The sequence below is a fragment of the Pseudomonas sp. GW821-FHT01A09 genome (assembly GCF_058986725.1).
Window position 1 is genome coordinate 85,347 of sequence record NZ_JBYSWB010000001.1, and the last position, 25,510, is coordinate 110,856.

Here is a 25,510-nt window from a genome sequence, read left to right on the forward strand (position 1 = left end):
ACCGGAGAGCGCCATGAGCGGCCCGATCACACCTCATCAAAACGATCAGGAACATGCCTCGCGCGATTTTATGAAAGATCAGGCAACGCTCTCACGCAGACTGTCGCAGCACCGCGACGAACAACTGGCCCGCAAGGCGCTGTCCCGCGCGGGCGACCCGGGGTTGATTCTCGATCTGCCCTGCGGCAATGGGCGTTTCTGGCCCATGCTCGGGGAAAAACCCAATCGCGTGATCATCGCCGCCGGCAGCTCGGCAGCCTCCATCGCCGCCGCCAGAGCCTTGCAGCCCGCCGAGCTGGCGGCGCGCATCCGGCCCTTGCAGACCTCGGCCTTCGCGATCGATCTGCCTGACAACGCCGTGGACAGCATCTTCAGCATGCGCATGCTGCATCGCGTCGGTGACGCCGCCCAGCGCCTGAAGATGCTCAAGGAATTTCACCGCGTGACCCGTGAAACCCTCATCGTCTCGCTGTGGATCGATGGCAATTTCAAGTCCTGGAAACGCAAGCGTCTGGAGCAGCGCCGTCACCTGCTGGGGCCGCAACGGGACGAACATCACCGCTTCGTTATCCCGCGCGCAACGGTCGAGGCCGAATTCCGCCAGGCGGGTTTTCGCGTACAGGAACGCCTCGATGCCTTTCCTCTCTACGCCCTCTGGCGCGTTTACGTGCTGTGCAAGGCCTGAAAATGGCCTTTTCACCCGCCAAGTAGACAATCGGTTGTATCAAAACTGAATCTTGTCGCCCTTCGTCGCTCACATCTTGCACAGGCTGTTGAAAATGCTCGATGGCACCACTGACGATGGGTAACTGAACGTGAATGCAATCATGATGGAACGCTCCCCCGAAGATCGGGGCTTGGTATTGGTCGTTGAAGACGAACCGATCATTCGCGAGTTCGTATGCGAGATGCTGGAGTCGGAAAAATTTTCTACGTTCGCAGTGGAAAATGCCGATCGCGCTCTTGAAGAGCTTGAGAAGAATGCGCAACGGTTCGCCTTGCTCATGACCGATATCCGTATGCCGGGCAGCATGGACGGCGTCGAGTTGGCGAACAGAACGCGTGACACCTGGCCGCAGTTGCCCATTCTGGTGATGTCCGGGCACGAGACGCGAGAAAGTTCCGGTGTGGGCGAGGAAGTGACCTTCCTGCGCAAGCCTTGGACCATCGGCCAAATGATCGACTCTGTCGAAGAGGCGCTCAAGGTCCATGCCTCGTGACAGTATTCAGTGTGCGGTGACCACGTCCTTCACCGTTTCGGTATAGGCCTTGTGAGTCGCATCACTGACATCTCGTAGCAAATGCAGTTTCAAGAGATCGGCGGGTGCTGTCGTCAAGTTGGGAAACTTCGCCAGCAACGCCGGATCGACCTCTTCCATCGCCACCTTGTTGGGGATCTTGTAGTCGACGTTCTCGACCACCCAGACATGGTTCTTCGGCGTCAGAATGAAGTTGATGAAGGCCTGGGCGGTATCGATGTTCTTCGAGCTCTTGAGGATCACCATGGTGTCGACCCATAGGTCGGAGCCTTCCTTGGGCACTATGAACTTCACGTCCGGGTTCTCCGCCGTGCCGTAGTTGCACCAGCCATCGAATGCATGGGCCATGTAGGTCTCGCCGGAAACCAGCTTCGCGTGGAAGGTGGTGTCATCGAAACCGAGTATGCGCTTGCGCGTCTTGAGCAATTGATCGCGCACCGCCTTGATATGCGCCGGGTTGCTGTCGTTGACATCCCAGCCGTTGGCCAGAAACCCCGCCGCCATGAGCCAGCGCTCGGTACTCAACAGCGTCACCTTGCCTTTGAGCGCGTCGCTGGGGTTGAGCAGTTGTTTCCAGCTGTCTGGAGCGGGTGAGAGTTTGTCGGCGCGGTAACAGATGCCAGTGGTGCCCCAGGCATAGGGCACGGAGAAGTGATTGCCAGGGTCATAGTCGAGGCGGGTGGCCTCGGGATAGAGATTCTTGAGGTTAGGCACCTTGGCGGGATCGATCTCTGCCAGCAAGCCTTTGTTGCGCAGGATCTCCGCAGTCGGCGAAGAAACGAACAGTACGTCGAAGCCTTCGCCGCCTTTGGGCAGGACCTTGGCGAGAATCTCCTCGTTGGTGGCATGGATGTCGGTGATGACCTTGGCCCCGGTGAGCTTTTCGAAGTTGTCGGTGGTCTCCGGTGCCATGTAACCGTCCCAGTTGGAGATCACCAGATCCGCGGCATGAGCGAGCGGGGCGCTCATCAGCATTGCGAGAGAAAGACGGGCAAAGCGACTGCTGGCTTTTTTCATGTCTACTGCTTCCCTGTACGACAAAGAGTCTTGTTGGCGTTATCTTTCGCGCTACGGCGAAAGTGTCGCGCGGTACCGATCCTATCGGCGCCGGATGTTGCTTCTGTAGGGCGCCTGAAGACGCACCGACGAAGGGAAATTGCTCACGGGTTGCAGCATAGACGCTGGTGTGCGATTGCGCCGATGGTTGATGAGGATATTGCGCTGCTGACAGTACAGAAAAGTGTCATGTAACAATTTGTGGCAACTGTACGGGTCGGCGCGCCGGGTGAATCGATACCGTGGGTGCATAACCAGAAACCTTAGCCTGGATGTGCACTGATGTCTTTTACCCTTGATCTGCTCGCTGCCTTTACCCTCTTCGCGTTTGTCTCCTCCATCACGCCGGGGCCGAACAACACTATGCTGTTGGCCTCAGGGGTGAACTTCGGCTTTCGTCGCAGCATCCCCCATGCCCTGGGAGTCAGCATCGGTTTCATGCTGATGGTGCTGGCGGTGGGCCTGGGCCTGGGCGCAGTGTTCAAGGCGGTGCCGGTGGCCTATACCATCCTGCGCTATGCCGGTGCCGCGTACCTGCTGTATCTCGCCTACCGGATCGCCACGTCCGGGCCGATGAATGCCGACGGCCAGGCCAGCGAGCGTCGGCCGATGAGCTTCCTCGGCGCCGCGGCGTTTCAGTGGGTCAATCCCAAGGCCTGGGTGATGGCGATAGGGGCGATCACTACCTACACGCCGGCTGATGGTTACGTAGCCAATGTCTTTGTGGTGGCGCTGGTGTTCGCCATCGTCAACCTGCCCAGTGTGTGCATTTGGGTAGGCTGCGGCAGCGCCCTGCGCCGGGTGCTGCAGCAGCGCCGCTGGCTGCTGCTGTTCAATGGCCTGATGGCGGCGCTGCTGGTGGCTTCGTTGTACCCGATGCTGAAGTAGGAAAGAGCCGTGCTAGACCATCGACAGCCGCTGTTTGCGCTGGGGTGGCGCAAAGGCAGCGTCGATCAGCGCGAAGTCTTCGGCATCCAGATGCAGATTCGCGGCGGCCGCGTTTTCGACGACATGGGCGCTGCTGCTGGCCTTGGGAATGGCGATCATCCCTGGATGGCGCAGCACCCAGGCCAGGCACGCCTGGGCAGCGGTGATGCGGTGGCGCTCGGCGACCTGGCGCAACGCCGGATGCTGCAATACGCCGCCACCCTGGGCAATCGGGCAGTAGGCCATGATCGGCAGATCCGCCGCCTGCGCCCATGGCAACAGGTCGAACTCGATACCGCGGGCCTGGGGGTTGTAGAGCACCTGATTGGTGGCGCAGCGGCTGTCGGCGAGTGCTTCCATGTCGGCCACGTCGAAATTCGATACTCCCCAACGGCCGATCTTGCCGTCCGCCACCAGTGATTCGAAGCCCGCGACGGTTTCTTCCAATGGCTCGCTGCCGGGCCAGTGCAGCAGATACAGATCGATATGCTCGGTGCCCAGACGCTTGAGGCTGCGTTCACAGGCTTCGCGCACGCCGTGACGGCTGGCGTTGTGGGGATAGACCTTGCTGACCAGGAAGACCTTGTCGCGCTGACCGCGAATGGCCTGGCCGACCACTTCTTCAGCGCCGCCTTCGCCGTACATTTCAGCGGTGTCGATCAGGCTCAGACCGTGTTCCAGGCCTTGTTGCAGCGCCCGTACTTCCTGAGCGCGCTGGCTGGGGTCTTCGCCCATGCGCCAGGTGCCTTGGCCGATGACGGGGACGGTACGGCCGGCGAGTTGCAGGGTTTTCATGGGGTTCTCCTGCCTTTTGGCAAATTGATGACGATGGCGATAGTTCTGCTTTGGCAGACGCAGCCAGTGCGGGTTCAACCTGATGCACAGGCGATCAGCACCTCCTGCAGTGCCTGGGCGGCGGCGGAGAGTTTGTGATCGGCCAGATGCATCAGGCCAATGCGCCGCTCGATACGGGGTTCTTCAAGGGGGACGCAGCGCGCGCCGAGCTCCTGCATCTGCTCGATGCACAATGACGGCACGGCGCTGACGCCCAGGCCGCAAGCGACCATGCGTCCGACCGTGCTCAATTGATGGCTTTCAAAGGCCACCGCCAGCTTGCCATGGCGCTCGTGCAGGTCCGCCTCCAGCAGCAACCGTACCGCCGAGGGGCGTTGCAGGGTAATGAAATCGTGCGCCAGCAGTTCTTTCCAGGTCACCTGAGGCCGTTCACCGAGGGGCGAATCCGCCGGCACCACCGCGACGAAACGATCGGTATGGAAGGGCACGAACACCAGCGACTGGGTGGACTCCGGCTCGAAGCCGATGCCCAATTCGACGCGCCGATGACGGACCATCTCCAGTACTTGTTCGTTGATCACGTCGTGCACGGCGACATTGACCTTGGGGTAATGGTCGCGAAAGCGCTTGAGCGCCTCGGGCAGCCGGTTGCCAGCGAAGGAGGGCATGGCCGCAATCGAAACCTTGCCCAGTTGCAAGGTGAAATGCTGGCGCAGCAGCTCCTCGGTGTTGTCCCAGTCGGCCAGCAGTTGCCGCGCCAGGGGCAGCAGGGTTTCACCCTCAGGGGTGAGGGCGACGCTGCGGGTGGTGCGGGTCAGCAGCGCGCCGCCGAGATCGTCCTCCAGGCTCTTGATCGCCAGACTCAGGGCCGGCTGCGACAAATGCAGGCGCTCGCCGGCCTGGACGAAGCTGAGGTGTTGGGCTACCGCCAGAAAGGCACGCAGTTGCTTGAGGTTCACGGCGAGGCTCGATCGTGGATTGATGAGGTATGCAAATGAATCTATCAGAAAAACAAAATTATCAAATGACTGCGTACAGAGGAATATAGCCCTACGCTCTATTACGCGGGTCCCCGGCGATCCGCGGCCGACTCTATAACGACAAAAAGGCGGATTTAGCATGGCTGGACTCGACAAACGTGTCGCAACCCTGGAACAGGCCCTGGAAGGACTGACCGACAACATGACGGTGCTGTCCGGCGGTTTCGGTCTGTGCGGCATCCCGGAAAACCTCATCGCCGAGATCAAGCGCAAGGGCGTACGCGGCCTCACGGTGGTCTCCAACAACTGCGGCGTCGACGGCTTCGGCCTCGGCGTGTTGCTCGAAGACCGGCAGATTCGCAAGATGATCGCCTCTTACGTAGGCGAGAACGCGCTGTTCGAGCGGCAGTTGCTCGATGGCGAGCTCGAAGTCGAACTGACCCCCCAAGGCACCCTCGCGGAAAAGATGCGCGCAGGCGGTGCCGGCATCCCGGCGTTCTACACTGCCACCGGCTACGGCACCCCAGTGGCCGAAGGCAAGGAGGTACGTGAGTTCAACGGCCGCCATTACATCCTCGAAGAGGCCATCATTGGCGACTTCGCCATCGTCAAGGGCTGGAAGGCCGATCACTTCGGCAACGTGGTCTATCGGCACACGGCGCAGAACTTCAATCCGCTGGCGGCCAGCGCGGGTCGGATCACCGTGGTAGAAGTGGAAGAGATCGTCGAACCCGGCGAGCTCGAGCCCAGCCAGATCCACACCCCGGGCATATTCGTCGACCGCGTGATCCTCGGCAGCTTCGAGAAACGCATCGAAAAACGCACCCTCAAGGCTTGATGGCCAACCCACCATAACAAGAGGTTCGATCATGGCATTGTCCCGCGAACAGATGGCTCAGCGTGTGGCGCGCGAGCTCAAGGACGGTTTCTACGTCAACCTGGGGATCGGCATTCCGACCCTGGTCGCCAACTATGTGCCCGAAGGCATCGACGTCATGCTGCAGTCGGAAAACGGCCTGCTGGGCATGGGCGAATTCCCCACCGAAGCGACCATCGACGCCGACATGATCAACGCCGGCAAGCAGACGGTCACTGCACGCAAAGGCGCGTCGATCTTCGATTCGGCGCAGTCGTTCGCCATGATCAGGGGCGGCCATGTCGACCTCACCGTGCTCGGCGCCTTCGAGGTGGATGTGCAGGGCAACATCGCCTCGTGGATGATCCCCGGCAAGCTGATCAAGGGCATGGGCGGCGCCATGGACCTGGTGGCGGGGGCCGACAACATCATCGTTACCATGACCCACGCCTCCAAGGACGGCGAGTCCAAGCTGCTGGCGCAGTGCAGCCTGCCGCTGACCGGCGCCGGGTGCATTCGCAAGGTGCTGACCGATCTCGCCTATCTGGAGATCGAAGACGGTGCGTTCATCCTGCGCGAGCGAGCGCCTGGCGTGAGTGTCGAAGAGATCGTCGCCAAGACCGCCGGCAAACTGATCGTGCCGGAGCATGTACCCGAGATGACCTTCGCCGCCTGACAGGGCCCGGAGCACCGCTGCAAACGCTATGTGTCGCTCATAATAATTCCAAGAAAAAGGTACTAACCGATGGCTGCGTCGTTGCAGGAAAGCCGTTACGCCCTGTTCGCCCTGCGGTGTTCCAACTGGGCGGAACGCTGGTTCCCCGATTCCTATATTTTTGCCGCCGTTGCGGTGCTGGTGGTGGCCATCGGCGCCCTGGCCATCGGTGGCACGCCGACGGCGACCGCCACGGCCTTCGGGGATGGCTACTGGAGCCTGATCATCTTCACCATGCAGATGGCCTTCGTGGTCATTGGTGGCTACGTGGTGGCCAGCTCGCCACCGGCTGCGCGGCTGATCGACAAGCTGGCTCGGCTGCCGCGCAACGGTCGCTCGGCAGTGGCCTGGGTGGCGGTGATCTCGATGGTCGCCTCCCTGCTCAACTGGGGCCTGTCGCTGGTGTTCGGCGGCTTGCTGGTGCGAGCGCTGGCCCGCCGCACCGATTTGAAGATGGACTACCGCGCCGCCGGTGCCGCCGCCTATCTGGGGCTGGGCGCGGTCTGGGCGCTGGGGCTGTCGTCTTCGGCGGCGCAGTTGCAGGCCAACCCGGCGAGCCTGCCGCCTTCGATCCTGTCGATCACCGGGCTTATCCCGTTCACCCAGACCATTTTCCTCTGGCAATCGGCGCTCATGCTGCTGGTGTTGATGGTGGTCTCGCTGGTGGTCGCCTACGCCACTGCACCTGGGCCTGACAGCGCCCGGGACGCCAAGGCCTGCGGTATCGACCCGGGCGTCAGCGTGGCCCCGATCACAGCGCGCACGCGGCCTGGCGAATGGCTGGAATACAGCCCGGTGCTGACCTTGCTGCTGGTGCTGCTGGCGGTGGGATGGCTGTACCACGAATTTTCGAGCAAGCCGGCGATCACCGCGATCTCGGGCCTCAACACGTACAACTTTCTGTTCATCATGCTCGGGGCGTTGTTGCACTGGCGCCCGCGCAGCTTCCTGGATGCGGTGGCACGTGCGGTGCCGACCACCACCGGGGTATTGATCCAGTTTCCGTTGTACGGCTCGATCGCAGCGATCATGACCACGGTCAAGGGTGCTGACGGGCAGACGCTGGCCCATCATATTTCGAGCTTTTTCGTACAGATCGCTTCCCACGATACCTACGCCTTGCTGATGGGCATCTACTCGGCAGTGCTGGGGTTTTTCATTCCGTCGGGCGGTGGCAAATGGATCATCGAGGCGCCCTATGTAATGCAGGTCGCCAAGGACCTGCAATACCATCTGGGCTGGGCGGTGCAGATCTACAACGCCGCCGAGGCGTTGCCGAACCTGATCAACCCGTTCTACATGCTGCCGCTGCTGGGGGTGCTGGGGCTCAAGGCGCGAGATTTGATCGGCTTCTCGTTCGTGCAGTTGCTGGTGCATGCGCCGCTGGTGTTGTTCCTGCTGTGGGTGCTGGGTACCACCCTGACGTACCTGCCACCGGTGTCACCGTGACGACGATGGGGTAACCTTGGGGAATTGTGCCTTCAGCATAGGAACTGCCATGGCCTTGCCCGTGCCTGCTTCGATAAAAGCCGACGCCGTTTCGCGTTTCTGGCGAGACCCGGCGCTGCCGTTCATCGAAGCCCGGGATGTCAACGATGGCCGCTTCATCAGCCATGCCTTGCATTCCCATGAGAGCTTCTCGATTGGCGCGGTCATCGCCGGGCAGAGCACCTACCTCAACGGTGACCTGCGCTGCGATATCCGTGCAGGTACCGTGGTGTTGATGAACCCTGGGGCGGTGCACGCCTGCAATCCAGTCGACGATCAGCCCTGGGCATATCACATGCTCTACGTCGATGCACCTTGGCTGGCGGCGCTGCAGGGGCGCCTGGGCTTGGGTGACGGCCAGCGGCTAGTACCTCTGGCGCCGCTGCTGTCGACCGACGAGCGCTGGTTCAATGGGGTGGTCGACTTGCATGCCTGTCTGGTCGACGCGCACTGCGCCACCACCGAAAAGCAACACCGGGCCGTGGGCTTCTTTACCGCCATGCTGCGCACGCTGGCGGTCGTCGATGAGGGCAGCGGGCTTGCCAGTGAACCGTTGCAGCGAGTGGCGGCGTTCATTCGTGCGCAGTGCACTGAGGCATTGACCCTGGAGCAGATGAGCGAAGTGGCGGCGCTGTCACCGTCGTATTTGATCCGCGCGTTCAAGCAGCGTTACGGCATGACGCCCCACGCCTGGCTCAATGACGCACGGCTGCAGCACGCGCGCCGACAGCTGCGCGAAGGGGTGGCGATCGCTGATGCCGCTCAGGCAGCGGGTTTTGCCGATCAGGCGCACTTGCAACGGCTGTTCAAACGCAGCCTGGCGACCACGCCCGGGCACTATCGCCAAGGGCGGTAAGGTTGCGGCGCATTCATTGGCCTGTTCGCCGCCGAAGTCGTCAACTTTGTGTCGGTCATTGCATCAGCAACCCCACCGCGCACAGCATCAGCAACAACGCCATGACCCGGTTGAACCAGCGCACCCCCGCGGCCTTGTCGAGGTGACGCTGCAGATAAGTGCCGGCCACTGCCCAGCAGGCGATGGAGGCGTAACAGACGACGAAGTAGATCAACGCAAAGCACCCTACCGTGCCACTGCTGCCATCGGCGGCGAAGGCGCCCATGCCGGCGACGCTGGCCAGCCAGGCCTTGGGGTTGAGCCATTGCATGGCCGCGCCACCGAGCAAGGTAGGACGTGGCGCGCCGCCGTCGGCCTGTAGCTGAGCATTATCGCTGGCCAGTTTCCACGCCAGATACAGCAGGTAAAGCACGCCGGCCAGGCGAATCCCGCTGATCAGCAATGGCCAGCGGATCAGCACTTCGTATAACCCCAGGCCGATCAGCACCAGCAGCAGGGTGAACCCGGCGGTGGCGCCGGTGATATGCGCCAGTGAGGCCCTTAGACCATGGCGGGCACCGCTGCCGAGGGCGACAAGATTGACCGGGCCGGGGGTGATGGATGAGACCAGCGCGAAGGCGGCCATGGACAGCAACAGAGACATGCGAGGATCGCCAGATAGCCAGAGGAGCACTGACCTTAGCGAGGCGGGAGCAGGGAGGTATTGAAGGAAATTGACGCGATGCCCCATCGAATCTGTAGCGAGGGGGCTTGCCCCCGAAAAACTCCAACCCGGCGCCATCCTGGAAGCACGGCGATGACCGCCAGAGTTTTCGGGGGCAAGCCCCCTCGCTACAGCGGGCGGCGACTAGCCGCCGTCGGTATCGATATCGGCATCCTTGGCGACCCCCGGTCTGGTTTTGTCCGGATCGGGTTCCGGCGCGAAGTCCGGGCTGAAGCTGTTTTCCTTCGCCTTGTCGTCGCCGGCACCGCTGGTGGTCTCGCTGCCTTCGGGCAGCTTGCCGTCCGGGTCGATCGCCGGATCATTGCGGCCAGCTGCGGGGTCCGAAGGGGTGCGTGGGGTGTCTTCATTCGGAGTTGGCGTTTGAGTGCTCATGCTGTTCTCCCGTACGGTTATTTATTTGGCGTCATCATCGTCGTCGTCATCATCGCCAGCGCTGTTGGCCTTGTTCGTCTGGTTGCCCATCGAACTGCCCTCCGGATTGCCGGATTTCTGCGGGGTGATGTTGGCGCCGCTGCTGCCGGCCGAACCGGTAGTGGCCGAGCCGTCGGTGTTGCCGTTGGGCATGCCTTTGCTGGTGCCGGCAGGCACGCCGACGGTGGACGGGTTGGTACCCTTGGGGGCCGGGTTGGTCGGGCCGGTGCTGTCGTCGGCCTGTGCGCCGATGCTGCAACCGGCCATCACCAGTGCGAAGGTCAAGGCAGTGAACGATGTGCGGATCATGGTCGATCTCCGTTATTTTGGGTGTCCTGTAGTTGGGCTGCCGCTGCGCGACGCAGGTGCCGTCGAGGCGACGAGTGGTTGACGGCCGCCCGCGCCCCGGGTTAGTTTCGCTGCCATGAATCTGACCACGCCGATGTTTACCGCCAGCATTATTATTACCGCCATTCCTCACTTGGCGGGCTAGCGCACATCTGCACCCAACCCGCCCAACAGGCGGGTTTTTTCTCTGTCTCTGGGCGTACCGCAATCCGGAGACCTGCATGCCCAGCACCTTTGCCACCCGCGCCGAAACCACCCCGACGTCACCCGAGCCTGTCCATCGCCCGGCGCTGTTGCCGCCCCCGGCACTCGCGCCGTTGCTCGCCGAATACGTGAAGAAGACCCTCGCCGCGCCGGTCTACGACGTCGCCGTGCAGACACCGCTGCACGCCGCCCCGGCGTTGTCCGAGCGGTTGGGCAACCAGGTGCTGCTCAAACGTGAAGACCTGCAGCCGACCTTCTCCTTCAAGATTCGCGGTGCCTACAACAAGCTGGCGCAGTTGACCGCCGAGCAGCGCGCCAAGGGCGTCGTCACCGCGTCGGCGGGCAATCATGCCCAAGGCGTTGCGCTGGCGGCGCGGGAGCTGGGCATCGAGGCGATCATCGTCATGCCGACCACCACACCGTCGCTGAAGATCGAAGGCGTGCGTTCACGGGGTGGCCAGGTGGTGCTCGAGGGGGATGCCTTCCCCCAGGCGCTGGCCCATGCACTCCTGCTCGCGGAGCGGGGCTACACCTTCGTGGCACCCTTCGACGACGCCGACGTGATCGCCGGCCAGGGCACCGTGGCCATGGAGATACTGCGCCAGCAACCTGGCGCACTGGACGCGATCTTCGTGCCTGTGGGGGGCGGTGGCTTGATCGCCGGCATCGCCGCCTACGTCAAGTACCTGCGCCCGGAGGTCAAGGTGATCGGTGTCGAACCCCATGACTCCAATTGCCTGCAGATGGCCCTGGCCGCAGGCGAGCGGGTGGTGTTGCCCCAGGTCGGCAGTTTTGCCGATGGTGTGGCAGTGGCGCAGATCGGCGAGTACCCGTTCGCGCTGTGCCGGCATCTGGTGGATGAAGTGATCACGGTCAGCAGCGATGAATTATGCGCGGCCATCAAGGACATCTACGACGATACCCGCTCGATCACCGAGCCCTCGGGCGCGCTGGGCGTTGCAGGCATCAAGCGCTATGTGGCGCGCTATGGCGTCACGGGTCAGACGCTGGTGGCCATCGATTCCGGTGCCAACGTCAATTTCGATCGCCTGCGCCACGTGGCCGAGCGGGCCGAAGTCGGCGAACAGCGCGAAGCGATCATCGCGGTGACCATCCCCGAGCGCCCTGGCAGCTTTCAGCGTTTCTGCCAGGCGCTGGGCAAACGCCAGATCACCGAGTTCAACTACCGCTACCACAGCGACCGCGCGGCCCATCTGTTCGTTGGCGTGCAGACTCACCCGCAGCAGGATCCGCGCGCGCAGCTGCTCAAGAGCCTTGGCCAGCAGGGCTTTGCGGTGCTCGACATGACCGATGACGAACTGGCCAAGGCGCACCTGCGCCATACCGTGGGCGGCCATGCCTTGCACCATGGCGAGGAGTGCCTGTTGCGTTTCGAGTTCGCCGAAAGGCCGGGCGCCTTGCTGACATTTTTGCGGGCATTGGGCGAGCGCTGGAATATCAGCCTGTTCCACTACCGCAATCATGGTTCGGCGGATGCGCGAGTGCTGGTGGCGTTACAGGTGGGGCAGGGCTCGCGGGGGGAGTTGCTGCAGGCGTTGAGCCGATTGGGTTACCGCTACTGGGATGAGAGCGATAACCCGGCGTATCGGATGTTTCTCAGCTGACTCTAACTCCGGCGTATCGGATGTTCCTCAGCCTGTAGCGAGGGGGCTTGCCCCCGAAAGACTCAGCCCCGACGCCATCCCCTGAAGTAGGGCGATGACAGGCAGATCTTTCGGGGGCAAGCCCCCTCGCTACAGGTTGTGGGTCAGACCACCAGCGACAGCAGCATGATCAGAATGATGCCGACCACCGAAAGAATGGTCTCCATCATGCTCCAAGTCTTGAACGTCTCGGCCACGGTCATGTTGAAATACTGCTTCACCAGCCAGAAGCCCGCATCGTTGACGTGGGACAGAATCACCGAACCGGCGCCGGTCGCCAGTACCAGCAGTTCGCGGTTGACGCCCGGAATCAGGCCGACCACCGGCGCGACGATACCGGCGCCAGTGATGGTCGCCACGGTCGCGGAACCGGTGGCCACGCGAATCACCGCCGCCACCAGCCATGCCAGCAAAATCGGCGAGATCTGCGCCTGCACGGCCATGTGACCGATGATGTTGCCGACACCGGTGTCCACCAGCATCTGCTTGAAGCCGCCGCCGGCACCGACGATCAGCACGATGGCTGCGGTAGGCGCCAGGCTCTGGTCGAGCATCTTCATGATCGCCTGGCGGCTGAAGCCACGCGCCGAACCGAAGGTGTAGAAGGCCAGCAGCAGCGCCGCCAGCAGCGCGGTGATCGGGTGACCGAGGAAGTCCATCCACTGACGGAAGATGTGATCGGCCGGCAGGATGATGTCCGCGAAGGTCTTGAGCAGCATCAGGAACACCGGCAGCAGAATGGTGATCAGGGTGATGCTGAAGCTTGGCAGGTTCTCGTGGGTCGATTCCTTGGCGATCTGGTCCATCAGCTCGGTGGACGGATTGCCCGGGATGCGCTTGGAGATCCAGTTGCCGAAGATCGGACCCGCTACGATGGCGGTCGGCAGGGCGACGATCAGGCCGTAGAGGATGGTCTTGCCGATATCGGCACCGAACACGCCGATGGCCAGCAGCGGGCCGGGATGCGGCGGCACCAGGCCGTGAACCACGGAGAGGCCGGCCAGCAGCGGAATGCCGATCTTCACCAGCGACACACCGGAGCGCCGCGCGACGATGAACACCAGCGGGATCAGCAACACGAAGCCGATTTCGAAGAACAGCGGGATGCCCACCAGGAATGCCGAGAACATCATCGCCCAATGAATGTTCTGCTTGCCGAATTTGCGGATCAGGGTTTGCGCGATCTGGTCGGCGCCGCCGGAGTCGGCCATCAGTTTGCCGAGCATGGTGCCCAGCGCCAGTACGATGCCGACAAAACCCAGTACGCCGCCGAAGCCGTCCTGGAAGGACTTCATCACCTTCGCCACTGGCATGCCGGAGGTCAGCCCCAGAAAGCCCGCGGCGATGGTCAAGGCCACGAAGGGGTGAACCTTGGCCCAGGTGATCAGCAGGATCAGGCCGATAATGGTGACCAGCGCATCCAGCAGCAGGTAGGTGTCGTTCGCTAATCCAAACATGGACTCAATGCCTCATCTTGTTTGTGGTTTTTTTCAAGGCCGATCATTGTGGGGTAGCGCTGTCTTTGCGACCCCGCGAATGCGCGTTTCAAGCCGTACGGGTAAGGGTCGGTGCGCCGAGGTCGGCGATCCAGTGATCGACCTGCACGGCGATCTCGGGAATAGGCACTGACGCATCTACCGTCAAGGTCAGGGGTTCACCGGTAGGTGATTCGAGCGTGGCGAACTGGCTGTCGATCAGGCTGGCAGGCATGAAATGCCCTGGGCGATGGGACACGCGGTAGGCGGCGTCGGTGCGCGTCAGTTCAAGGAACACGAAGCCCAGGTTGGGCACCGCGTCACGCAGGGTCTTGCGGTAGGCTTTCTTTAGCGCCGAGCAGGTCAGGATCGGCCGTTCACCGGCGTTGACGCAGCGCGCCAGCTCTTCGCCCAGCTTGCTGAGCCATCCGGCACGGTCGGTATCATCCAGCGGATGGCCGGCGCTCATTTTTTCGATATTGGCAGCGGGGTGAAAGCTGTCACCTTCGATCAGGTGACCGCCGCTGACCTTGGCAATTTCGGCGCCGACGCTGCTTTTACCGCAACCTGACACGCCCATGACCACGATCGCGGAAAGAGGGGAAACCATCGGTACCTCCAGGGGGGTCATAACGGTCATCGATCACCGTCAAAGGTGTCGAGATCTGCCATGCCCTTGATTTTATTTATGTTGTTTGCGCAACGTCGTCATACGCATTGATCGGCGCAGTGTAGCAGCGCGTTACAAAGCAATATTGCCACTACGCTGAGACAGCGCTACCTTAGTGCCCGTTCCCTGTCCTTGCAAGTCGAAAAAAACAAAAATCATGACCCGAATCGGCACCCGTACCACCGGTCGTCCTACGCTCAGCGAGGTGGCCAAGCTCTCCGGCGTTTCTCCCATTACCGCTTCGCGTGCCTTGCGTGGCGTGCCCACTGTCGCCCCCGAGCTGGTGGCCAAGGTCCAGGCGGCCGCCGCCAGCCTGGGCTATGTCGCCAACAACGCGGCGCGCGCGCTGGCCAGTGCCCAGAGCCAGTCGATCGTGGTGCTGATCCCGTCGCTGTCCAACCAACTGTTCATCGATACCCTCGAAGCCATTCACCAGGTCATGCATGGCCGTGGTCTGGAAGTGCTGATCGGCAACTTCCATTACGACGTCGGCGCCGAAGAGAACCTGATCCGCAACTACCTGGCGTATCAGCCGCGCGGCTTTCTGCTGACCGGCTTCGATCGCACCGAGGCATCCCGGCGCATGCTGGCGGCCAGCGGCGTGCCCTGTGTGCACATGATGGAGTTGCAGGCGCAGAGCGAGGCGCCGTGCGTGGGGTTTTCCCAGCAACAGGCAGGGCAGGTGGCGGCCCGCTATCTGTTGGAGCGCGGGCGGCGGCATATCGGCTATGTCGCGGCGCAGCTGGATCCGCGGGTGATGCAGCGCGCCGAAGGCTTTCGCCAGACGCTGCGCGAGGCCGGCTGCTACGACCCGGCACTGGAATTCATGTCGCCGCTGCCATCGTCCATCGGCCTGGGCGGCGAAATGTTCGCCCAGGTGCTGCGCGATCACCCGCAGGTCGATGGCTTGTTCTTCTGCAATGACGACCTGGGCCATGGTGCGATCTATGAAGCCTCGCGGCAGGGCATCGCGGTGCCGCAGCAGGTGGCGATGATCGGCTTCAACGACTTGCCGGCCTCGGCTCATGTGGTACCGCGTTTGACCTCGATCCGCACCCCGCGCGCCGCCATCGGCCGCTTGGCGGCGCAGAAGCTGCTGGATCTGCTGGATCACAAGCCCGGTGGGGCGCAGGTGCAGGATCTGGGGTTCGAACTGATGGTGCGCGAGAGCTGAGTTCTGTGCTGCGGTTGATGGCCTCTTCGCAAGCAAGCTTTGCTCCCACAAATGCACGCCGCTGGGCTGTTTGCTTTGCTCCCACAAGCGCACGTCGCTGCAACTGTTTGCACTGTAGGAGCAAGGCTTGCCCGCGAAGAGGCCGGCAGACTTACCGCAGATCCTGCGGCCAACCGCCGCCCAACGCCTTGTACAACTGCACTCGATCCAGCGCCGCCTGGGTCGCGCTGCCCACCAGCGCGCTTTGCGTCTCCAGCAACGCCCGCTGCACGTTCAACACATTGATGAAGTCGATCGCGCCTTCCTTGTAGCGTTGGCGCGCGGTGCTCAAGGCCAGTTGGTTCTGCTCGACCGCGCGGTTCAGCGCCGCGTAGTGCTGCTGTTCGGCGGCGTAGTCGGTGCGCGCGTCGTCCACTTCATGCCAGGCGGCCAGTACGGTACGTTGATAGTCGATGGCCGCGGCCTGTTGCTGATGCTCGCGCAAGGCCAGCGTGCCAGTCAGGCGTCCACCCTGGAAGATCGGCAGATACAGGCTCGGCCCGTAGCTCCATTCCCGGGAATTCCAGCCGCCGAAGTCACTGCCATCCAGCGCCTGAAAGCCGACGCTGGCGCCCAGACTGATGCGCGGATAGAAGTCCGCCTTGGCCACGCCGATGGCGGCGGTGGCACGGTGCAGGGCGGCCTCGGCGCGCTGGATGTCGGGACGGCGCTGGGCCAGTTCCGACGGCAGTCCCAAGGGCACATCCGGCGCCGGATGGGGAATCGCCCTGGCTGTCTGCAACTCGCCGTGTAGCGCTCCGGGCGCCGCCCCCAGCAAGAAGCTCATGGCATTGATCAAGCGCGCTTGCTCCGCCTCCAGCATCGGCAATGTCGCCTGGATGGTTTCGACCGCCGCCGCTGCATTGGCGGTATCGAGGTTGGTGGTCACGCCGTTGTCGAAGCGGGTCTGGGTCAGCTTCTGGTTCTGGCGAGCGATCTCCAGGTTCTGCCGGGCCACGTCCAGACGTGCCTGAACGCCGCGCAGGCGGAGATAATCGTCGGCCATCTGCGCGGTAATGCTCAGCACTACGCCATCGCGTTCGGCCCGCGTGAAGGCGATGTCGGCATCGGCGGCTTCCAGGCTGCGGCGCACATGGCCCCACAGGTCGACCTCCCAGCTGGCATCGACGGTACTGTTCCACAGTTCATAGGGCGCCTTGCCGCTCTCGAATGACGGATCGTTCAGGCCATCCGCGCTGTTGCGCGCCCGTTGATAGCTGCCACTGGCACTGACGCCGGGCAACTGCGCGGCCCCACTGATCTGGCGACTGTTGCGGCTCTGATCCAGGCGATTGCTGGCGGTGCGTATATCGAGGTTGGCCTTGGCCGCGCGTTCGATCAGCGCGGTCAGTTGTGGATCACCCAGCTGTTGCCACCACTGGCGATCCACTGGGGCGGCCTGGGTCTTGGTCTGGTCCGCCTGCCATTGGCTGGGCAGCGCCGGCACCGGCTTGATGAAATCCGGCCCGACGCTGCAAGCGGCGAGGCTGGCGATGCTCAATAACAGGGCAAGACGACGCATGTCACTGGCCCCCATGGGTGTCGACATCGACCACCACCGACATGCCTACCCGCAGCGCATCCATATGCGCCTGGCCGGGCTCGAAGATGATCTTCACCGGAATGCGCTGTGCGACTTTGGTGAAGTTGCCGGTGGCGTTGTCCGGGGCGATGGCCGAGAAGCTCAGGCCGGTGGCCGGCGAAAGGCTCTGCAGATGGCCCTTGAAGACCTGGTCCGGATGGCTGTCGACATGAATGCTCACGGGCTGGTTGGCGCGCATGTCGGCCAACTGGGTTTCGCGGAAGTTGGCCACCACGTAGATGTCGTTCAGTGGTACCACCGCCATCAACGGTGTACCCACCGCTACATAGGCGCCGGCGCGAGCCGAGCGCTGACCGATCATGCCGTCCTGTGGCGCGGTGATGCGGGTATAGCTGAGGTTCAGATCAGCCTGGCGCAGCGCGGCCCCAGCGTGGTCCACGGTAGCCTGAGCCACTTCCCGTTGCGCCCTGAGCACGTCGAGGCTGCGGGCAGCGGCCACTTGTGCGGCGGCGTCGCGATCGCGGGCGGCCTCGGCGCCTTGCAGGTCGGCGTCGGAGCGCTGACTTTCCTGCTGGGTACCGGCACCGCTGCTCGACAGGTTGCGATAGCGCTGGGCATTGGCCTGGGCGTATTTCAGCGCGGCGCTGCTGGCACGGGTGGCGGCGGCGGCCTGGTCGATGATCGCCGCCTGGCGGGCGATACTGGCATCGAGGTTTTTCAGCTCGCCGCGGGTCCCGGCCAGGGTCGCCGCCGCAGCCGCCTGGGCGGCCAGGTAATCGCCGTCGTCCAGGCGTGCGAGCAATTGGCCGGCCTTGACGCGCTGGTTGTCCTCGACGGCCACCTCGCTGATCTGGCCCGCAATACGGGGCGCGATCAGCACCGAATCAGCACGAATGTAGGCGTCGTCGGTGCTTTGCCGGGCATCGCTGCGCAGCAGGTGGAAGGCGCCATAGGCGACGCACAGGACGACGGCCAGGCTGACCAGGGAGACAGCGGTTCTATGTTTCATCGGACGAGGACTCACGTGGGTATCGGAGGTTGCGGGGGAAGGGCGCGCTTGGGCAGGATCAACAGCACCACGGCAAGGATGGCGATGATCACCAGCACACCCAGATAGGCGTCGGCATAGGTCAGCACCAAGGCCTGGCGATGAACCCGGGCGGCCAGCTCGGCGCTGCTGCTGTCCAGCAGCGGGGTCAGCGCCGTGCGCTGGTTGCCGAGTTGGTCGAGCAGTACGTTGGAATGAAAGTGTTCGCGGGCGGTGATGAAATTCTCCAGGGCGACGCTGGCCAATACCGAGGCCAGGCCGCGCATGCTGTTGACCATGGCCGAGGCGAACGGGCCTTCCATCGGGTGGATCACGCCGGTGGCCAACATCAGCAGGGGCACCACGATCATCGGTTGCGCCACGGCATGCAGGGCCTGCAGCCAATAGAAGTTGTCACGGTTCCACTCAGCGGTCAGTTGCGATCCGCCCAGGCAGGCGAGGGTCAGCAACACCAGGCCGGTGCCGATCACATAGCGCGCGTCGACCCAGTTGCGGTTGATCAGTGTCGCCACCAGCGGCGCCAGCACCAGTTGCGGCAGGCCGATGCTCAGGGCCAGCGGCATGCTTTGCAGCGGGCGGTAACCCTGGACCGAGGTCAGATAGGCCGTCGGAATTGCGCTGCCGGCCATGCTCACGAACAGGAACAGCATCAGCGTCAGCACGCCGAAGGCGAAGTTGCGTCGCTCCAGCAGCTGGATCTTGAAGATCGGCAGCGGGTGGAACCACTCGTTGAGCACGAACAACGGCAGGCACGCCGCGGCACCCAGCAGCAGCCAGGCAATCAGCGGGGATTCCAGCCAGTCCAGGCGCTCGCCCTGGGTCAGGGCGACGATCAGCATGCTCAGGCCGCCAGCGCCCAGCAGCACGCCGCGCCAGTCGAATTGCTTGAAGCGCTCGAAGCGCACCGGGTCCTGAGGTAAGCCGAAGGCGATCAGCGCCGCGCCCAGCAGCCCGGCCGGAACGATCTCCCAGAACACCAGGCGCCAGTCGGCGCCCTCGGTCCACAGGGCGGTCAACGGCAGCGCCAGGTTGGGGCCGAACGTGGCCGTCAGGGCATAGGCCGACAAGCCATAGAGTTTGATATGCCAGGGCAGAAACCGCAGCGCCACGGTCATCAGCAATGGTGGCAGCGCGCCCCCGGCCAGGCCCTGCAAAACGCGCAGGGTCACCAGGCTGGCGACGTTGGGGGCGAACGGGCAGAGCATGCCAAAGGTCACGAACAGCAAGGTCACGACGATGGCGAAGCGGCGCAGCGACAGGGTCACGGCAAACCACGGCGCCAGCAGCATGGCCGAGACTTCGGCAGCCGCGTAGGCGGTGCTGATCCAGGTGCCCTGGTCGTGGCCCAGGCCGAAATGGCCGAGCAAGTCGATCAGGGCGATGTCGGTGACGCGGTCGTTGATCCCCGAGGTCAGGGCTGCGATCAGCACCCCGACGAGGCCGAGGGCCAGGCGCCAGGTAAAGGGCGCGGGGGCAGGTGGAGCAGGAGGGGGGCTCATGACGGAGGTTTCATCGCAAGAGGGCTCGACGCCCGACCAGCTGAATTAAACTGGCGGCGCCAAACATAAAATGGGTTAGAATTCGATGCAGTGTACCGATCAGCGATACAGAGGGCAAGACAGATGAGTTCCGACGATGCAGAGCGCAGCGGCATTCAGGTGATTTCTCGCGCGGCGGCGATCCTGCGCAGTCTCGAAGACGAGCCCACGGGGCTGAGCCTGGGGGAGATCGCCAAACGTATCGAACTGCCCCGTTCCACCGTGCAGCGGCTGGTCGATGCATTGGCGTTGGAGCAACTGCTGGAGGTCCGCGGGGCGGGTGGTGTGTGCCTGGGGCCGATGCTGATGCGCCTCGCCTCGCGCAGCCACGTCGACATCACCCACCGCGCCCGTACTTTCCTCGAAGGGTTATCCCACCAAACCGGTGAAACCGCGGTGCTGACCCACGCCAACGGTCTGGAGATGCTGATTCTGCATTCGGTGGTGTCCCACCAGGAGCTGCGGGTAGCGCCTGGTTCCGGGACTTTTCTGACAGTCTATGCGTCGTCCGCTGGCAAAGTGGAACTGGCATCGAAGAGCGATGAAGTGGTGATCGAAATGTTGCGCGGCAAGATGAAGCAACTGACACCGTTTACGCTGTCGCTGGAGCAGTTGCTGGTCGAGCTGGCGGCGGTTCGCCTTGAGGGCTTCGCCTATGACACGGGCGAGCATCGAATCGGGGTGGGTTCAGTGTCGACCAGTCTGCAGACAGATCAGGGGCGCTATGCGATTTCTGTGGTCGGCCCCACCGCGCGAATCGCCGAGGCCCATGACAGCATCAAGAAAGCCTTGAAGGAGTGCCGCCAAGGAATATTGCAGGTGGTCTTCTGAGCTGACTGACCGCCTTGCCTGGCACCGCAGTCACGGCGCTGGCAAGGCGCTGGCGATCATTCGGGTCAGCGCGGGCCTTCACCGGGCGGGCCACGACGATCATCGTGGAAGTGCTCGGGGCCTGGCCCGCGCATCATCGCTGGCCCAGGGCCGCCGCCGTGGCCGCGCTCGTCACGATGGTCGTGATGACCGCCGTGGCCGTCATCCAGCAGGTTGGACACCACTGCGCCCAGCACACCACCAGCCACCGCGCCGACGACAGCGCCCTGAGTACCGGCCGCCTGATTGCCCACCACGGCACCCGCGGCGCCGCCTACCACCGCGCCCACGACTTCATTGGCCAGGGCGCCGGTGCTTGCCAGGGACAATGCCAGGGCCAGGGCAGAAAGGACTTTCATTCGCATGACTCACACAGGTAGAAAAAGGTGCGCGATGCTCATCTTTGCACCCCGGGCCAGGCAAGTGAAATCGCGTATCCAGTGAGTAACGGCGGTGATACAGGATCCTGTTCAGCTGTCACTGTCGATATGGCATTGACGTCGGCTGTTGTTGGCCACCAGATTGTTAGCGGCCTGGCCGCTGATGCTTGAGCTGGAGTAATCCATCAGCGTGACCTTGACCAGCCGCACTTCCACGCAGCGTACATCGGAGCCCTGCCAGACGTTGTTGAACGTCTGCGGCCCGGCACTATCGCCAGATTTCAACGGGCCGTTGAAGGTGACCTCGCCGCCAGGCGCCGCGGTGCGGTTGCCGCCCACGTCATAGGGCGTGAGCACCAGGGTGATCGAGCGGATGGCCACCCCCGAGGCGTTCTTGACCTGCACCGCGACGTCGACACTGTCGTTGGCATTGTTGATCGAGGCGTTCATCTGTTCGATCTGGACCGGAAAGCTGCTGTTCTGCCCGTCAGAAAATTGTCCTGTGCTGCAACCTGCCAAAATGCAGCAGAGTCCCGTCGCTGCTAAACGCTTCATAGACGTCCTAATCTGGTGCGTTAATTGACTGCTTAGCAGTGTAGGCACGCATCGCCGGGAGTTCGAGGCGCGGCGCTATCTTTATCGCCGATACGCTGCAAATCCCTTCTGGTTCCTCGGCTTGGCGGCTTCGTCAGTTGATTGACGGCCGTTCAGCGCCTGGTTCACTGGCGTTACATAATGCTGCTAACCTAAGCACAGTGCTCCCCCTATACCCGCGTGTTTTTTTGGTAGTCGCAGGCCACTGGAGGTCAATGGAATGTCAGCCGTTCAACTCGCCGAACTGATCAGTCTCAAGGACACCGTCAATGCCGATGCCGGGCATATCGAACGGGTCCTGCGAGCCCTGCGCAAACATCTGGGCATGGATGTCGCCTTCGTTTCCCGCTTTCGCAGTGCCGACCGCGTGTTCATGCATGTCGATGCCGAGGGCGTTTCGCCCATCAAACAGGGCGACGTGCTGTCGTTGGAAGTCGGATACTGCCAACGCGTGGTCGACGGCGTGTTGCCCGAACTGATCGCCGATACCTCTCAGGTGCCCCTGGCCATGAGTTTGCCGGAAACCCTGGCCTTGCCGATCGGTTCGCACATGAGCGTGCCGATCTACCTCAGTGACGGCAATTTGTATGGCACCTTCTGCTGCTTTGGCTTCGCCCCTGACCAGAGCCTGAGCGACCGTGACCTGCAAATGATGCGCGCCTTCGCCGACCTGGTCACCGAGCAGCTCGAACTGGACCTCCAGGCCGTGAGCGAGCGCACCGTCAAGCACCGCCGAATCACGGCCTTGCTCCAGGAGTTTCAGCCCTCGATCGTCTATCAGCCGATCTTCGATGCCACGAGCCTGGCCATCAGTGGCTGGGAGGCGCTGTCCCGATTCACCAGCGATACCGTGCGCACGCCAGACGTGTGGTTTCAGGACGCGACGGAGGCCGGCCTGGGGATCGAGCTCGAGTGTCGGGCGGTCGAGCTGGCGCTGCTGGGACTGTCGCGGTTGCCCGATAACATCTATGTAAGTATCAACTGCTCACCGCAATTGATCTTCAGTGGTCGCCTGACGCCGTTGCTGCACGGTTATTCGGCCCGCCGCATCGTGCTGGAAATCACCGAACACTCAGTGATTTGCGATTACGAACGCTTGCAGACGGCTCTGGTCAACCTGCGCCGTGCAGGCGTACGCCTGGCCATCGACGATGCCGGTGCGGGTTTTGCCAGCATGCGTCACATCGTCAAGCTGGCGCCCGACATGATCAAGCTGGACATGAGCCTGACCCGTGGCATCGATCAGGACCCGACCTTGCGCGCCATGGCCTCGGCGCTGATCGCCTTCGCGCGGGAAACCGACAGCACGGTGATCGCCGAAGGCGTTGAAACCACCGGCGAGCTGGACGCCTTGCGCGCCTTGGGCGTGCATCGTATCCAGGGATTTCTGCTCGGCAGCCCGATGGATCTGCATGATGCGCAGCGCCTCAGCGATGACGATCAGCCGCGCCAGGCCTGAATCGACAGGGCCGCGCGACGGGAACATTTGATTGTCGGTGCCGGCCTCCAACATTACAGTGGTTGCCCGACTTCTCTATTGGAACTGAGCATGAGCAACCTGTATGACATCCCGGTCACCACCATCGACGGCGCCCCGCAAACCCTGAAAGCCTACGCCGGCAAGGTGCTGCTGGTGGTCAACGTCGCGTCCAAGTGCGGCCTGACCGCGCAGTACGAAGGCCTCGAAAAACTCTACGAGGAGAAGCACGAGCAAGGGCTGGAAGTGCTGGGCTTTCCGGCCAACGACTTCAAGGCGCAGGAGCCGGGCACCGAAGACGAGATCAAAGCGTTTTGCAGCCTGACCTACGGCGTGAAATTCCCGTTGTTCTCGAAGATTTCCGTGGTGGATGAAGACAAGCATCCGCTGTACCAGGCGCTCACTGCGGCGAAACCGGACGCTGTTGGCGAGGGACCTTGGCGTGAGCGTCTGACGGGCAAGGGCATTGCGGTACGTCCGGTGCCGGAAGTGCAGTGGAATTTCGAGAAATTCCTGATCAGCCGTACCGGCGAAGTGGTCGGGCGCTTCACGCCGGACATCGCCGCCCATGATCCGCAGTTGCTGGCGGCGATCGAAGCCGAACTGGCCAAGTAAGCTCCCTGTAGCGAGGGGGCTTGCCCCCGATAGGCCTTCACTGACACACCGCAAGGTGCCGGTACCGATTATCGGGAGCAAGCCCCCTCGCCACAGCATCCGGCGTCACTCCGCCATTTCCAGCGCCCGCGCATCGAACGCCTGCTGCGCCTGCAGCACCTGATCCGAATGCTTCACCGTCCAGAGATACAACACCCGAAACGGCTCCTCCAGCGTCCGCCCCAGTGGCGTGATGCTGTATTCCACCGCCACCTGGGAGCTGGGGATCACCCGCCGCGCGACGATGCCGCTGCGCTCCAGGCGCCGCAGCGCCTGGGTCAGGGCTTTCTGGGTGATGCCGTCGAGGCGTCGGCGCACTTCGTTGAAGCGCAACGGCTGCGGACACAACGCCGCAAGGATCAGCACCGACCACTTGTCGGCGATCTGTTCCAGCAACAAACGGCTGGAGCAATCGGCGCGAAACACCTTGGGTTCGGCGTGTTCATCTGGCTGGGCGGGCATGGGTGGTTTCCTCGGGTATACCTGATAGCTTGGTGGTGCCTGATTGATATCAGGTATACATCTTATACTATGGGCGTTCATTTCCAATGGAGCCTTTCGCCGTGAGCCAATCCAGCCTCGATCCGTTGTTCAAGCCTTTCAAGCTCAAATCACTGGCCCTGAAGAACCGCATCGTCATGGCGCCGATGACCCGTTCCTTCGCCCCCGAAGGCGTGCCGGACGCCAATATCGCCGCCTACTACCGCCGCCGTGCCGAAAGCGATGTCGGCTTGATCCTGTCCGAGGGCACGGTGATCAACCGTCCGGCCTCGCGCAACGATCCAGGCATTCCGTTTTTCCATGGCGAAGCAGCCTTGGCCGGTTGGCAGCACGTGATCGACGAAGTCCACGCGGCAGGCGGCAAGATGGGCCCGCAGATCTGGCATGTCGGCGCGGTCGCCAGCTTCCTCACCGACTGGACGCCGGGCCACGGCATTGAAAGTCCGTCGGGCCTGGTAGCCCCGGATACCCCGCGCGGCGCCGTCATGACCGATGAGGACATCGCCGATACCATCGCCGCCTATGCCAAGGCCGCCGCCGATGCCCAGCGGCTGGGGTTCGATACCGTGGAAATTCACGGCGCTCATGGTTATCTGCTCGACCAGTTTTTCTGGGGCGGCACCAACCAGCGCACCGACGCGTTCAACGGCGCGACCATCAAGGAGCGCTCGCGCTTCGCCGCCGAAGTGGTCAAGGCCACGCGCGCCGCGGTGGGCGAGGACTTCCCGATCATCTTGCGCCTGAGCCAGTGGAAGCAGCAGGACTACACCGCGCGCCTGGCGACCACCCCGCAGGCGATGACCGACTGGCTGGTGCCCTTGGTCGAAGCCGGGGTCGATATTCTGCATTGCTCGCAACGGCGTTTCTGGGAAGCGGAGTTCCCGGAGCTGGACGGTGAAGACGGCCTGAACTTCGCCGGCTGGGCGAAAAAGCTCACCGGTGCGGCAACCATCAGCGTCGGCTCGGTGGGCTTGTCCGGGGATTTCATGGCCGCATTCGGCGGCGAGAGCTCGCAACCAACCAGCCTCGACAAGCTGGTCAAACGCATGGAAAAGGACGAGTTCGATCTGATCGCGGTGGGCCGCGCCCTGCTCAGCGATCCACGCTGGGTCGCCAAGGTCCGCGCGGGCGACAGCGAAAGCCTCAAGCCTTTCAATGCCGCCGACCTAAGCGAGCTGGCCTGACCGCTGACGCATCTCTCTGTAGCGAGGGGGCTTGCCCCCGATACGCCGTGTCAGACACTGCATCAGTCCCTGACACGACA

27 protein-coding genes are annotated in these 25,510 nt (G+C 63.0%); 13 read left to right on the forward strand and 14 right to left on the reverse strand.

Going from position 1 to position 25,510, the window contains the following annotated elements; genetic code table 11:
• The first annotated feature begins 13 nt into the window (after positions 1-13).
• Both AC3WJP_RS00305 and AC3WJP_RS00310 read left to right on the forward strand, forming a co-directional pair.
• Positions 14-685, forward strand: coding sequence for a class I SAM-dependent methyltransferase (locus AC3WJP_RS00305; protein ID WP_493719240.1), 672 nt, complete (start codon positions 14-16; stop codon positions 683-685).
• Positions 686-827: 142 nt separating this feature from the next.
• Positions 828-1,220 carry a response regulator gene (locus tag AC3WJP_RS00310; RefSeq protein WP_493719241.1) on the forward strand — a complete coding sequence of 131 codons (393 nt, stop codon included), beginning with the start codon at positions 828-830 and terminating at the stop codon, positions 1,218-1,220.
• A 6-nt stretch (positions 1,221-1,226) separates the two neighbouring features.
• Here the strand turns inward: AC3WJP_RS00310 and AC3WJP_RS00315 are convergent, their stop codons facing one another.
• A complete protein-coding gene (locus tag AC3WJP_RS00315; RefSeq protein ID WP_493719242.1) occupies positions 1,227-2,276 on the reverse strand; it encodes a polyamine ABC transporter substrate-binding protein in 1,050 nt (349 codons plus the stop codon).
• Positions 2,277-2,597: 321 nt separating this feature from the next.
• On the opposite strand from AC3WJP_RS00315, the gene AC3WJP_RS00320 reads away from it, so the two are divergent.
• Entirely contained in the window at positions 2,598-3,203 is a 606-nt protein-coding gene (locus AC3WJP_RS00320; RefSeq protein WP_493719243.1) for a LysE family translocator, read from the forward strand.
• 12 nt (positions 3,204-3,215) lie between these two features.
• On the opposite strand, the gene AC3WJP_RS00325 is transcribed toward AC3WJP_RS00320, so the two are convergent.
• The gene (locus AC3WJP_RS00325; protein WP_493719244.1) at positions 3,216-4,037 is read right to left on the reverse strand and encodes an aldo/keto reductase; all 822 of its coding nucleotides are present in this window, start codon (positions 4,035-4,037) and stop codon (positions 3,216-3,218) included.
• Between the two features lie 74 nt (positions 4,038-4,111).
• Positions 4,112-4,996 (reverse strand): LysR family transcriptional regulator, encoded by an 885-nt coding sequence (locus AC3WJP_RS00330; protein WP_493719245.1) that lies wholly within the window; start codon positions 4,994-4,996, stop codon positions 4,112-4,114.
• A gap of 160 nt (positions 4,997-5,156) precedes the next feature.
• On the opposite strand from AC3WJP_RS00330, the gene AC3WJP_RS00335 reads away from it, so the two are divergent.
• The 4 genes from AC3WJP_RS00335 (at position 5,157) to AC3WJP_RS00350 (ending at position 8,932) form a co-directional block, all read left to right on the forward strand.
• Positions 5,157-5,855 (forward strand): CoA transferase subunit A, encoded by a 699-nt coding sequence (locus tag AC3WJP_RS00335; protein ID WP_493719246.1) that lies wholly within the window; start codon positions 5,157-5,159, stop codon positions 5,853-5,855.
• Positions 5,856-5,886: 31 nt separating this feature from the next.
• On the forward strand, positions 5,887-6,549 hold the full coding sequence (locus AC3WJP_RS00340; protein WP_493719247.1) for a CoA transferase subunit B: 663 nt from the start codon (positions 5,887-5,889) through the stop codon (positions 6,547-6,549).
• Positions 6,550-6,618: 69 nt separating this feature from the next.
• Complete coding sequence (locus AC3WJP_RS00345) at positions 6,619-8,037, forward strand: short-chain fatty acid transporter (RefSeq protein WP_493719248.1); 1,419 nt, start codon at positions 6,619-6,621, stop codon at positions 8,035-8,037.
• Positions 8,038-8,086: 49 nt separating this feature from the next.
• A complete protein-coding gene (locus tag AC3WJP_RS00350) occupies positions 8,087-8,932 on the forward strand; it encodes an AraC family transcriptional regulator (RefSeq protein ID WP_493719249.1) in 846 nt (281 codons plus the stop codon).
• 55 nt (positions 8,933-8,987) lie between these two features.
• On the opposite strand, the gene AC3WJP_RS00355 is transcribed toward AC3WJP_RS00350, so the two are convergent.
• From AC3WJP_RS00355 to AC3WJP_RS00365, 3 genes are all read right to left on the reverse strand, one after another.
• Entirely contained in the window at positions 8,988-9,575 is a 588-nt protein-coding gene (locus AC3WJP_RS00355) for a LysE family translocator (RefSeq protein ID WP_493719250.1), read from the reverse strand.
• Positions 9,576-9,779: 204 nt separating this feature from the next.
• Positions 9,780-10,028 carry a hypothetical protein gene (locus AC3WJP_RS00360; protein ID WP_493719251.1) on the reverse strand — a complete coding sequence of 83 codons (249 nt, stop codon included), beginning with the start codon at positions 10,026-10,028 and terminating at the stop codon, positions 9,780-9,782.
• 21 nt (positions 10,029-10,049) lie between these two features.
• On the reverse strand, positions 10,050-10,376 hold the full coding sequence (locus AC3WJP_RS00365; RefSeq protein ID WP_493719252.1) for a hypothetical protein: 327 nt from the start codon (positions 10,374-10,376) through the stop codon (positions 10,050-10,052).
• A 356-nt stretch (positions 10,377-10,732) separates the two neighbouring features.
• Between AC3WJP_RS00365 and ilvA the strand changes: the two genes are divergently transcribed.
• Entirely contained in the window at positions 10,733-12,244 is a 1,512-nt protein-coding gene (gene ilvA / locus AC3WJP_RS00370; RefSeq protein ID WP_493719598.1) for a threonine ammonia-lyase, biosynthetic, read from the forward strand.
• A gap of 143 nt (positions 12,245-12,387) precedes the next feature.
• Here the strand turns inward: ilvA and AC3WJP_RS00375 are convergent, their stop codons facing one another.
• Together AC3WJP_RS00375 and AC3WJP_RS00380 are read right to left on the reverse strand one after the other, a co-directional pair.
• The gene (locus AC3WJP_RS00375; protein WP_493719253.1) at positions 12,388-13,740 is read right to left on the reverse strand and encodes a GntP family permease; all 1,353 of its coding nucleotides are present in this window, start codon (positions 13,738-13,740) and stop codon (positions 12,388-12,390) included.
• Positions 13,741-13,828: 88 nt separating this feature from the next.
• Positions 13,829-14,368, reverse strand: a complete 540-nt coding sequence (locus tag AC3WJP_RS00380; protein ID WP_493719254.1) for a gluconokinase — start codon at positions 14,366-14,368, stop codon at positions 13,829-13,831.
• Between the two features lie 217 nt (positions 14,369-14,585).
• On the opposite strand from AC3WJP_RS00380, the gene gntR reads away from it, so the two are divergent.
• Entirely contained in the window at positions 14,586-15,602 is a 1,017-nt protein-coding gene (gntR, locus tag AC3WJP_RS00385; RefSeq protein WP_493719255.1) for an HTH-type transcriptional regulator GntR, read from the forward strand.
• A gap of 151 nt (positions 15,603-15,753) precedes the next feature.
• On the opposite strand, the gene AC3WJP_RS00390 is transcribed toward gntR, so the two are convergent.
• Genes AC3WJP_RS00390 through AC3WJP_RS00400 form a run of 3 tightly spaced genes read right to left on the reverse strand, consistent with a single transcriptional unit; the run spans position 15,754 to position 19,731 of the window.
• Entirely contained in the window at positions 15,754-17,163 is a 1,410-nt protein-coding gene (locus AC3WJP_RS00390) for an efflux transporter outer membrane subunit (protein WP_493719256.1), read from the reverse strand.
• Position 17,164: 1 nt separating this feature from the next.
• Complete coding sequence (locus AC3WJP_RS00395; RefSeq protein ID WP_493719257.1) at positions 17,165-18,193, reverse strand: HlyD family secretion protein; 1,029 nt, start codon at positions 18,191-18,193, stop codon at positions 17,165-17,167.
• A gap of 11 nt (positions 18,194-18,204) precedes the next feature.
• Entirely contained in the window at positions 18,205-19,731 is a 1,527-nt protein-coding gene (locus AC3WJP_RS00400; protein WP_493719258.1) for an MFS transporter, read from the reverse strand.
• Between the two features lie 123 nt (positions 19,732-19,854).
• Here AC3WJP_RS00400 and AC3WJP_RS00405 point away from each other — a divergent pair, with 123 nt between their 5' ends.
• The gene (locus AC3WJP_RS00405; protein WP_493719259.1) at positions 19,855-20,601 is read left to right on the forward strand and encodes an IclR family transcriptional regulator; all 747 of its coding nucleotides are present in this window, start codon (positions 19,855-19,857) and stop codon (positions 20,599-20,601) included.
• A gap of 65 nt (positions 20,602-20,666) precedes the next feature.
• Here AC3WJP_RS00405 and AC3WJP_RS00410 read toward each other — a convergent pair whose 3' ends face one another.
• Together AC3WJP_RS00410 and AC3WJP_RS00415 are read right to left on the reverse strand one after the other, a co-directional pair.
• On the reverse strand, positions 20,667-20,999 hold the full coding sequence (locus AC3WJP_RS00410) for a glycine zipper domain-containing protein (RefSeq protein WP_493719260.1): 333 nt from the start codon (positions 20,997-20,999) through the stop codon (positions 20,667-20,669).
• Positions 21,000-21,110: 111 nt separating this feature from the next.
• Complete coding sequence (locus AC3WJP_RS00415; RefSeq protein ID WP_493719261.1) at positions 21,111-21,470, reverse strand: hypothetical protein; 360 nt, start codon at positions 21,468-21,470, stop codon at positions 21,111-21,113.
• A 364-nt stretch (positions 21,471-21,834) separates the two neighbouring features.
• Between AC3WJP_RS00415 and AC3WJP_RS00420 the strand changes: the two genes are divergently transcribed.
• A complete protein-coding gene (locus tag AC3WJP_RS00420) occupies positions 21,835-23,073 on the forward strand; it encodes a sensor domain-containing phosphodiesterase (protein ID WP_493719262.1) in 1,239 nt (412 codons plus the stop codon).
• Positions 23,074-23,163: 90 nt separating this feature from the next.
• Positions 23,164-23,706, forward strand: a complete 543-nt coding sequence (locus tag AC3WJP_RS00425) for a glutathione peroxidase (RefSeq protein WP_493719263.1) — start codon at positions 23,164-23,166, stop codon at positions 23,704-23,706.
• Positions 23,707-23,811: 105 nt separating this feature from the next.
• On the opposite strand, the gene AC3WJP_RS00430 is transcribed toward AC3WJP_RS00425, so the two are convergent.
• Positions 23,812-24,207 carry a winged helix-turn-helix transcriptional regulator gene (locus AC3WJP_RS00430; protein ID WP_493719264.1) on the reverse strand — a complete coding sequence of 132 codons (396 nt, stop codon included), beginning with the start codon at positions 24,205-24,207 and terminating at the stop codon, positions 23,812-23,814.
• A gap of 101 nt (positions 24,208-24,308) precedes the next feature.
• Between AC3WJP_RS00430 and AC3WJP_RS00435 the strand changes: the two genes are divergently transcribed.
• Positions 24,309-25,430: an NADH:flavin oxidoreductase gene (locus AC3WJP_RS00435; RefSeq protein WP_493719265.1), complete on the forward strand. Its 1,122-nt coding sequence runs from the start codon at positions 24,309-24,311 to the stop codon at positions 25,428-25,430.
• The last annotated feature ends 80 nt before the right edge of the window (positions 25,431-25,510 follow it).

Excerpts from the sequence above, each read along its gene's own strand:
- AC3WJP_RS00430 (WP_493719264.1), bottom strand. The coding sequence starts at position 24,207 with ATGCCCGCCCAGCCAGATGAACACGCCGAACCCAAGGTGTTTCGCGCC.
- AC3WJP_RS00395 (WP_493719257.1), bottom strand. The coding sequence starts at position 18,193 with ATGAAACATAGAACCGCTGTCTCCCTGGTCAGCCTGGCCGTCGTCCTG.
- AC3WJP_RS00360 (WP_493719251.1), bottom strand. The coding sequence starts at position 10,028 with ATGAGCACTCAAACGCCAACTCCGAATGAAGACACCCCACGCACCCCT.
- AC3WJP_RS00405 (WP_493719259.1), top strand. The coding sequence starts at position 19,855 with ATGAGTTCCGACGATGCAGAGCGCAGCGGCATTCAGGTGATTTCTCGC.
- AC3WJP_RS00410 (WP_493719260.1), bottom strand. The coding sequence starts at position 20,999 with ATGAAAGTCCTTTCTGCCCTGGCCCTGGCATTGTCCCTGGCAAGCACC.
- AC3WJP_RS00425 (WP_493719263.1), top strand. The coding sequence starts at position 23,164 with ATGAGCAACCTGTATGACATCCCGGTCACCACCATCGACGGCGCCCCG.
- AC3WJP_RS00345 (WP_493719248.1), top strand. The coding sequence starts at position 6,619 with ATGGCTGCGTCGTTGCAGGAAAGCCGTTACGCCCTGTTCGCCCTGCGG.
- AC3WJP_RS00380 (WP_493719254.1), bottom strand. The coding sequence starts at position 14,368 with ATGGTTTCCCCTCTTTCCGCGATCGTGGTCATGGGCGTGTCAGGTTGC.
- AC3WJP_RS00325 (WP_493719244.1), bottom strand. The coding sequence starts at position 4,037 with ATGAAAACCCTGCAACTCGCCGGCCGTACCGTCCCCGTCATCGGCCAA.
- AC3WJP_RS00310 (WP_493719241.1), top strand. The coding sequence starts at position 828 with ATGATGGAACGCTCCCCCGAAGATCGGGGCTTGGTATTGGTCGTTGAA.
- AC3WJP_RS00350 (WP_493719249.1), top strand. The coding sequence starts at position 8,087 with ATGGCCTTGCCCGTGCCTGCTTCGATAAAAGCCGACGCCGTTTCGCGT.
- AC3WJP_RS00315 (WP_493719242.1), bottom strand. The coding sequence starts at position 2,276 with ATGAAAAAAGCCAGCAGTCGCTTTGCCCGTCTTTCTCTCGCAATGCTG.
- AC3WJP_RS00355 (WP_493719250.1), bottom strand. The coding sequence starts at position 9,575 with ATGTCTCTGTTGCTGTCCATGGCCGCCTTCGCGCTGGTCTCATCCATC.
- AC3WJP_RS00365 (WP_493719252.1), bottom strand. The coding sequence starts at position 10,376 with ATGATCCGCACATCGTTCACTGCCTTGACCTTCGCACTGGTGATGGCC.
- AC3WJP_RS00340 (WP_493719247.1), top strand. The coding sequence starts at position 5,887 with ATGGCATTGTCCCGCGAACAGATGGCTCAGCGTGTGGCGCGCGAGCTC.
- AC3WJP_RS00375 (WP_493719253.1), bottom strand. The coding sequence starts at position 13,740 with ATGTTTGGATTAGCGAACGACACCTACCTGCTGCTGGATGCGCTGGTC.
- AC3WJP_RS00320 (WP_493719243.1), top strand. The coding sequence starts at position 2,598 with ATGTCTTTTACCCTTGATCTGCTCGCTGCCTTTACCCTCTTCGCGTTT.
- AC3WJP_RS00420 (WP_493719262.1), top strand. The coding sequence starts at position 21,835 with ATGTCAGCCGTTCAACTCGCCGAACTGATCAGTCTCAAGGACACCGTC.
- AC3WJP_RS00390 (WP_493719256.1), bottom strand. The coding sequence starts at position 17,163 with ATGCGTCGTCTTGCCCTGTTATTGAGCATCGCCAGCCTCGCCGCTTGC.
- gntR (WP_493719255.1), top strand. The coding sequence starts at position 14,586 with ATGACCCGAATCGGCACCCGTACCACCGGTCGTCCTACGCTCAGCGAG.
- AC3WJP_RS00415 (WP_493719261.1), bottom strand. The coding sequence starts at position 21,470 with ATGAACGCCTCGATCAACAATGCCAACGACAGTGTCGACGTCGCGGTG.
- AC3WJP_RS00335 (WP_493719246.1), top strand. The coding sequence starts at position 5,157 with ATGGCTGGACTCGACAAACGTGTCGCAACCCTGGAACAGGCCCTGGAA.
- AC3WJP_RS00305 (WP_493719240.1), top strand. The coding sequence starts at position 14 with ATGAGCGGCCCGATCACACCTCATCAAAACGATCAGGAACATGCCTCG.
- AC3WJP_RS00400 (WP_493719258.1), bottom strand. The coding sequence starts at position 19,731 with ATGAGCCCCCCTCCTGCTCCACCTGCCCCCGCGCCCTTTACCTGGCGC.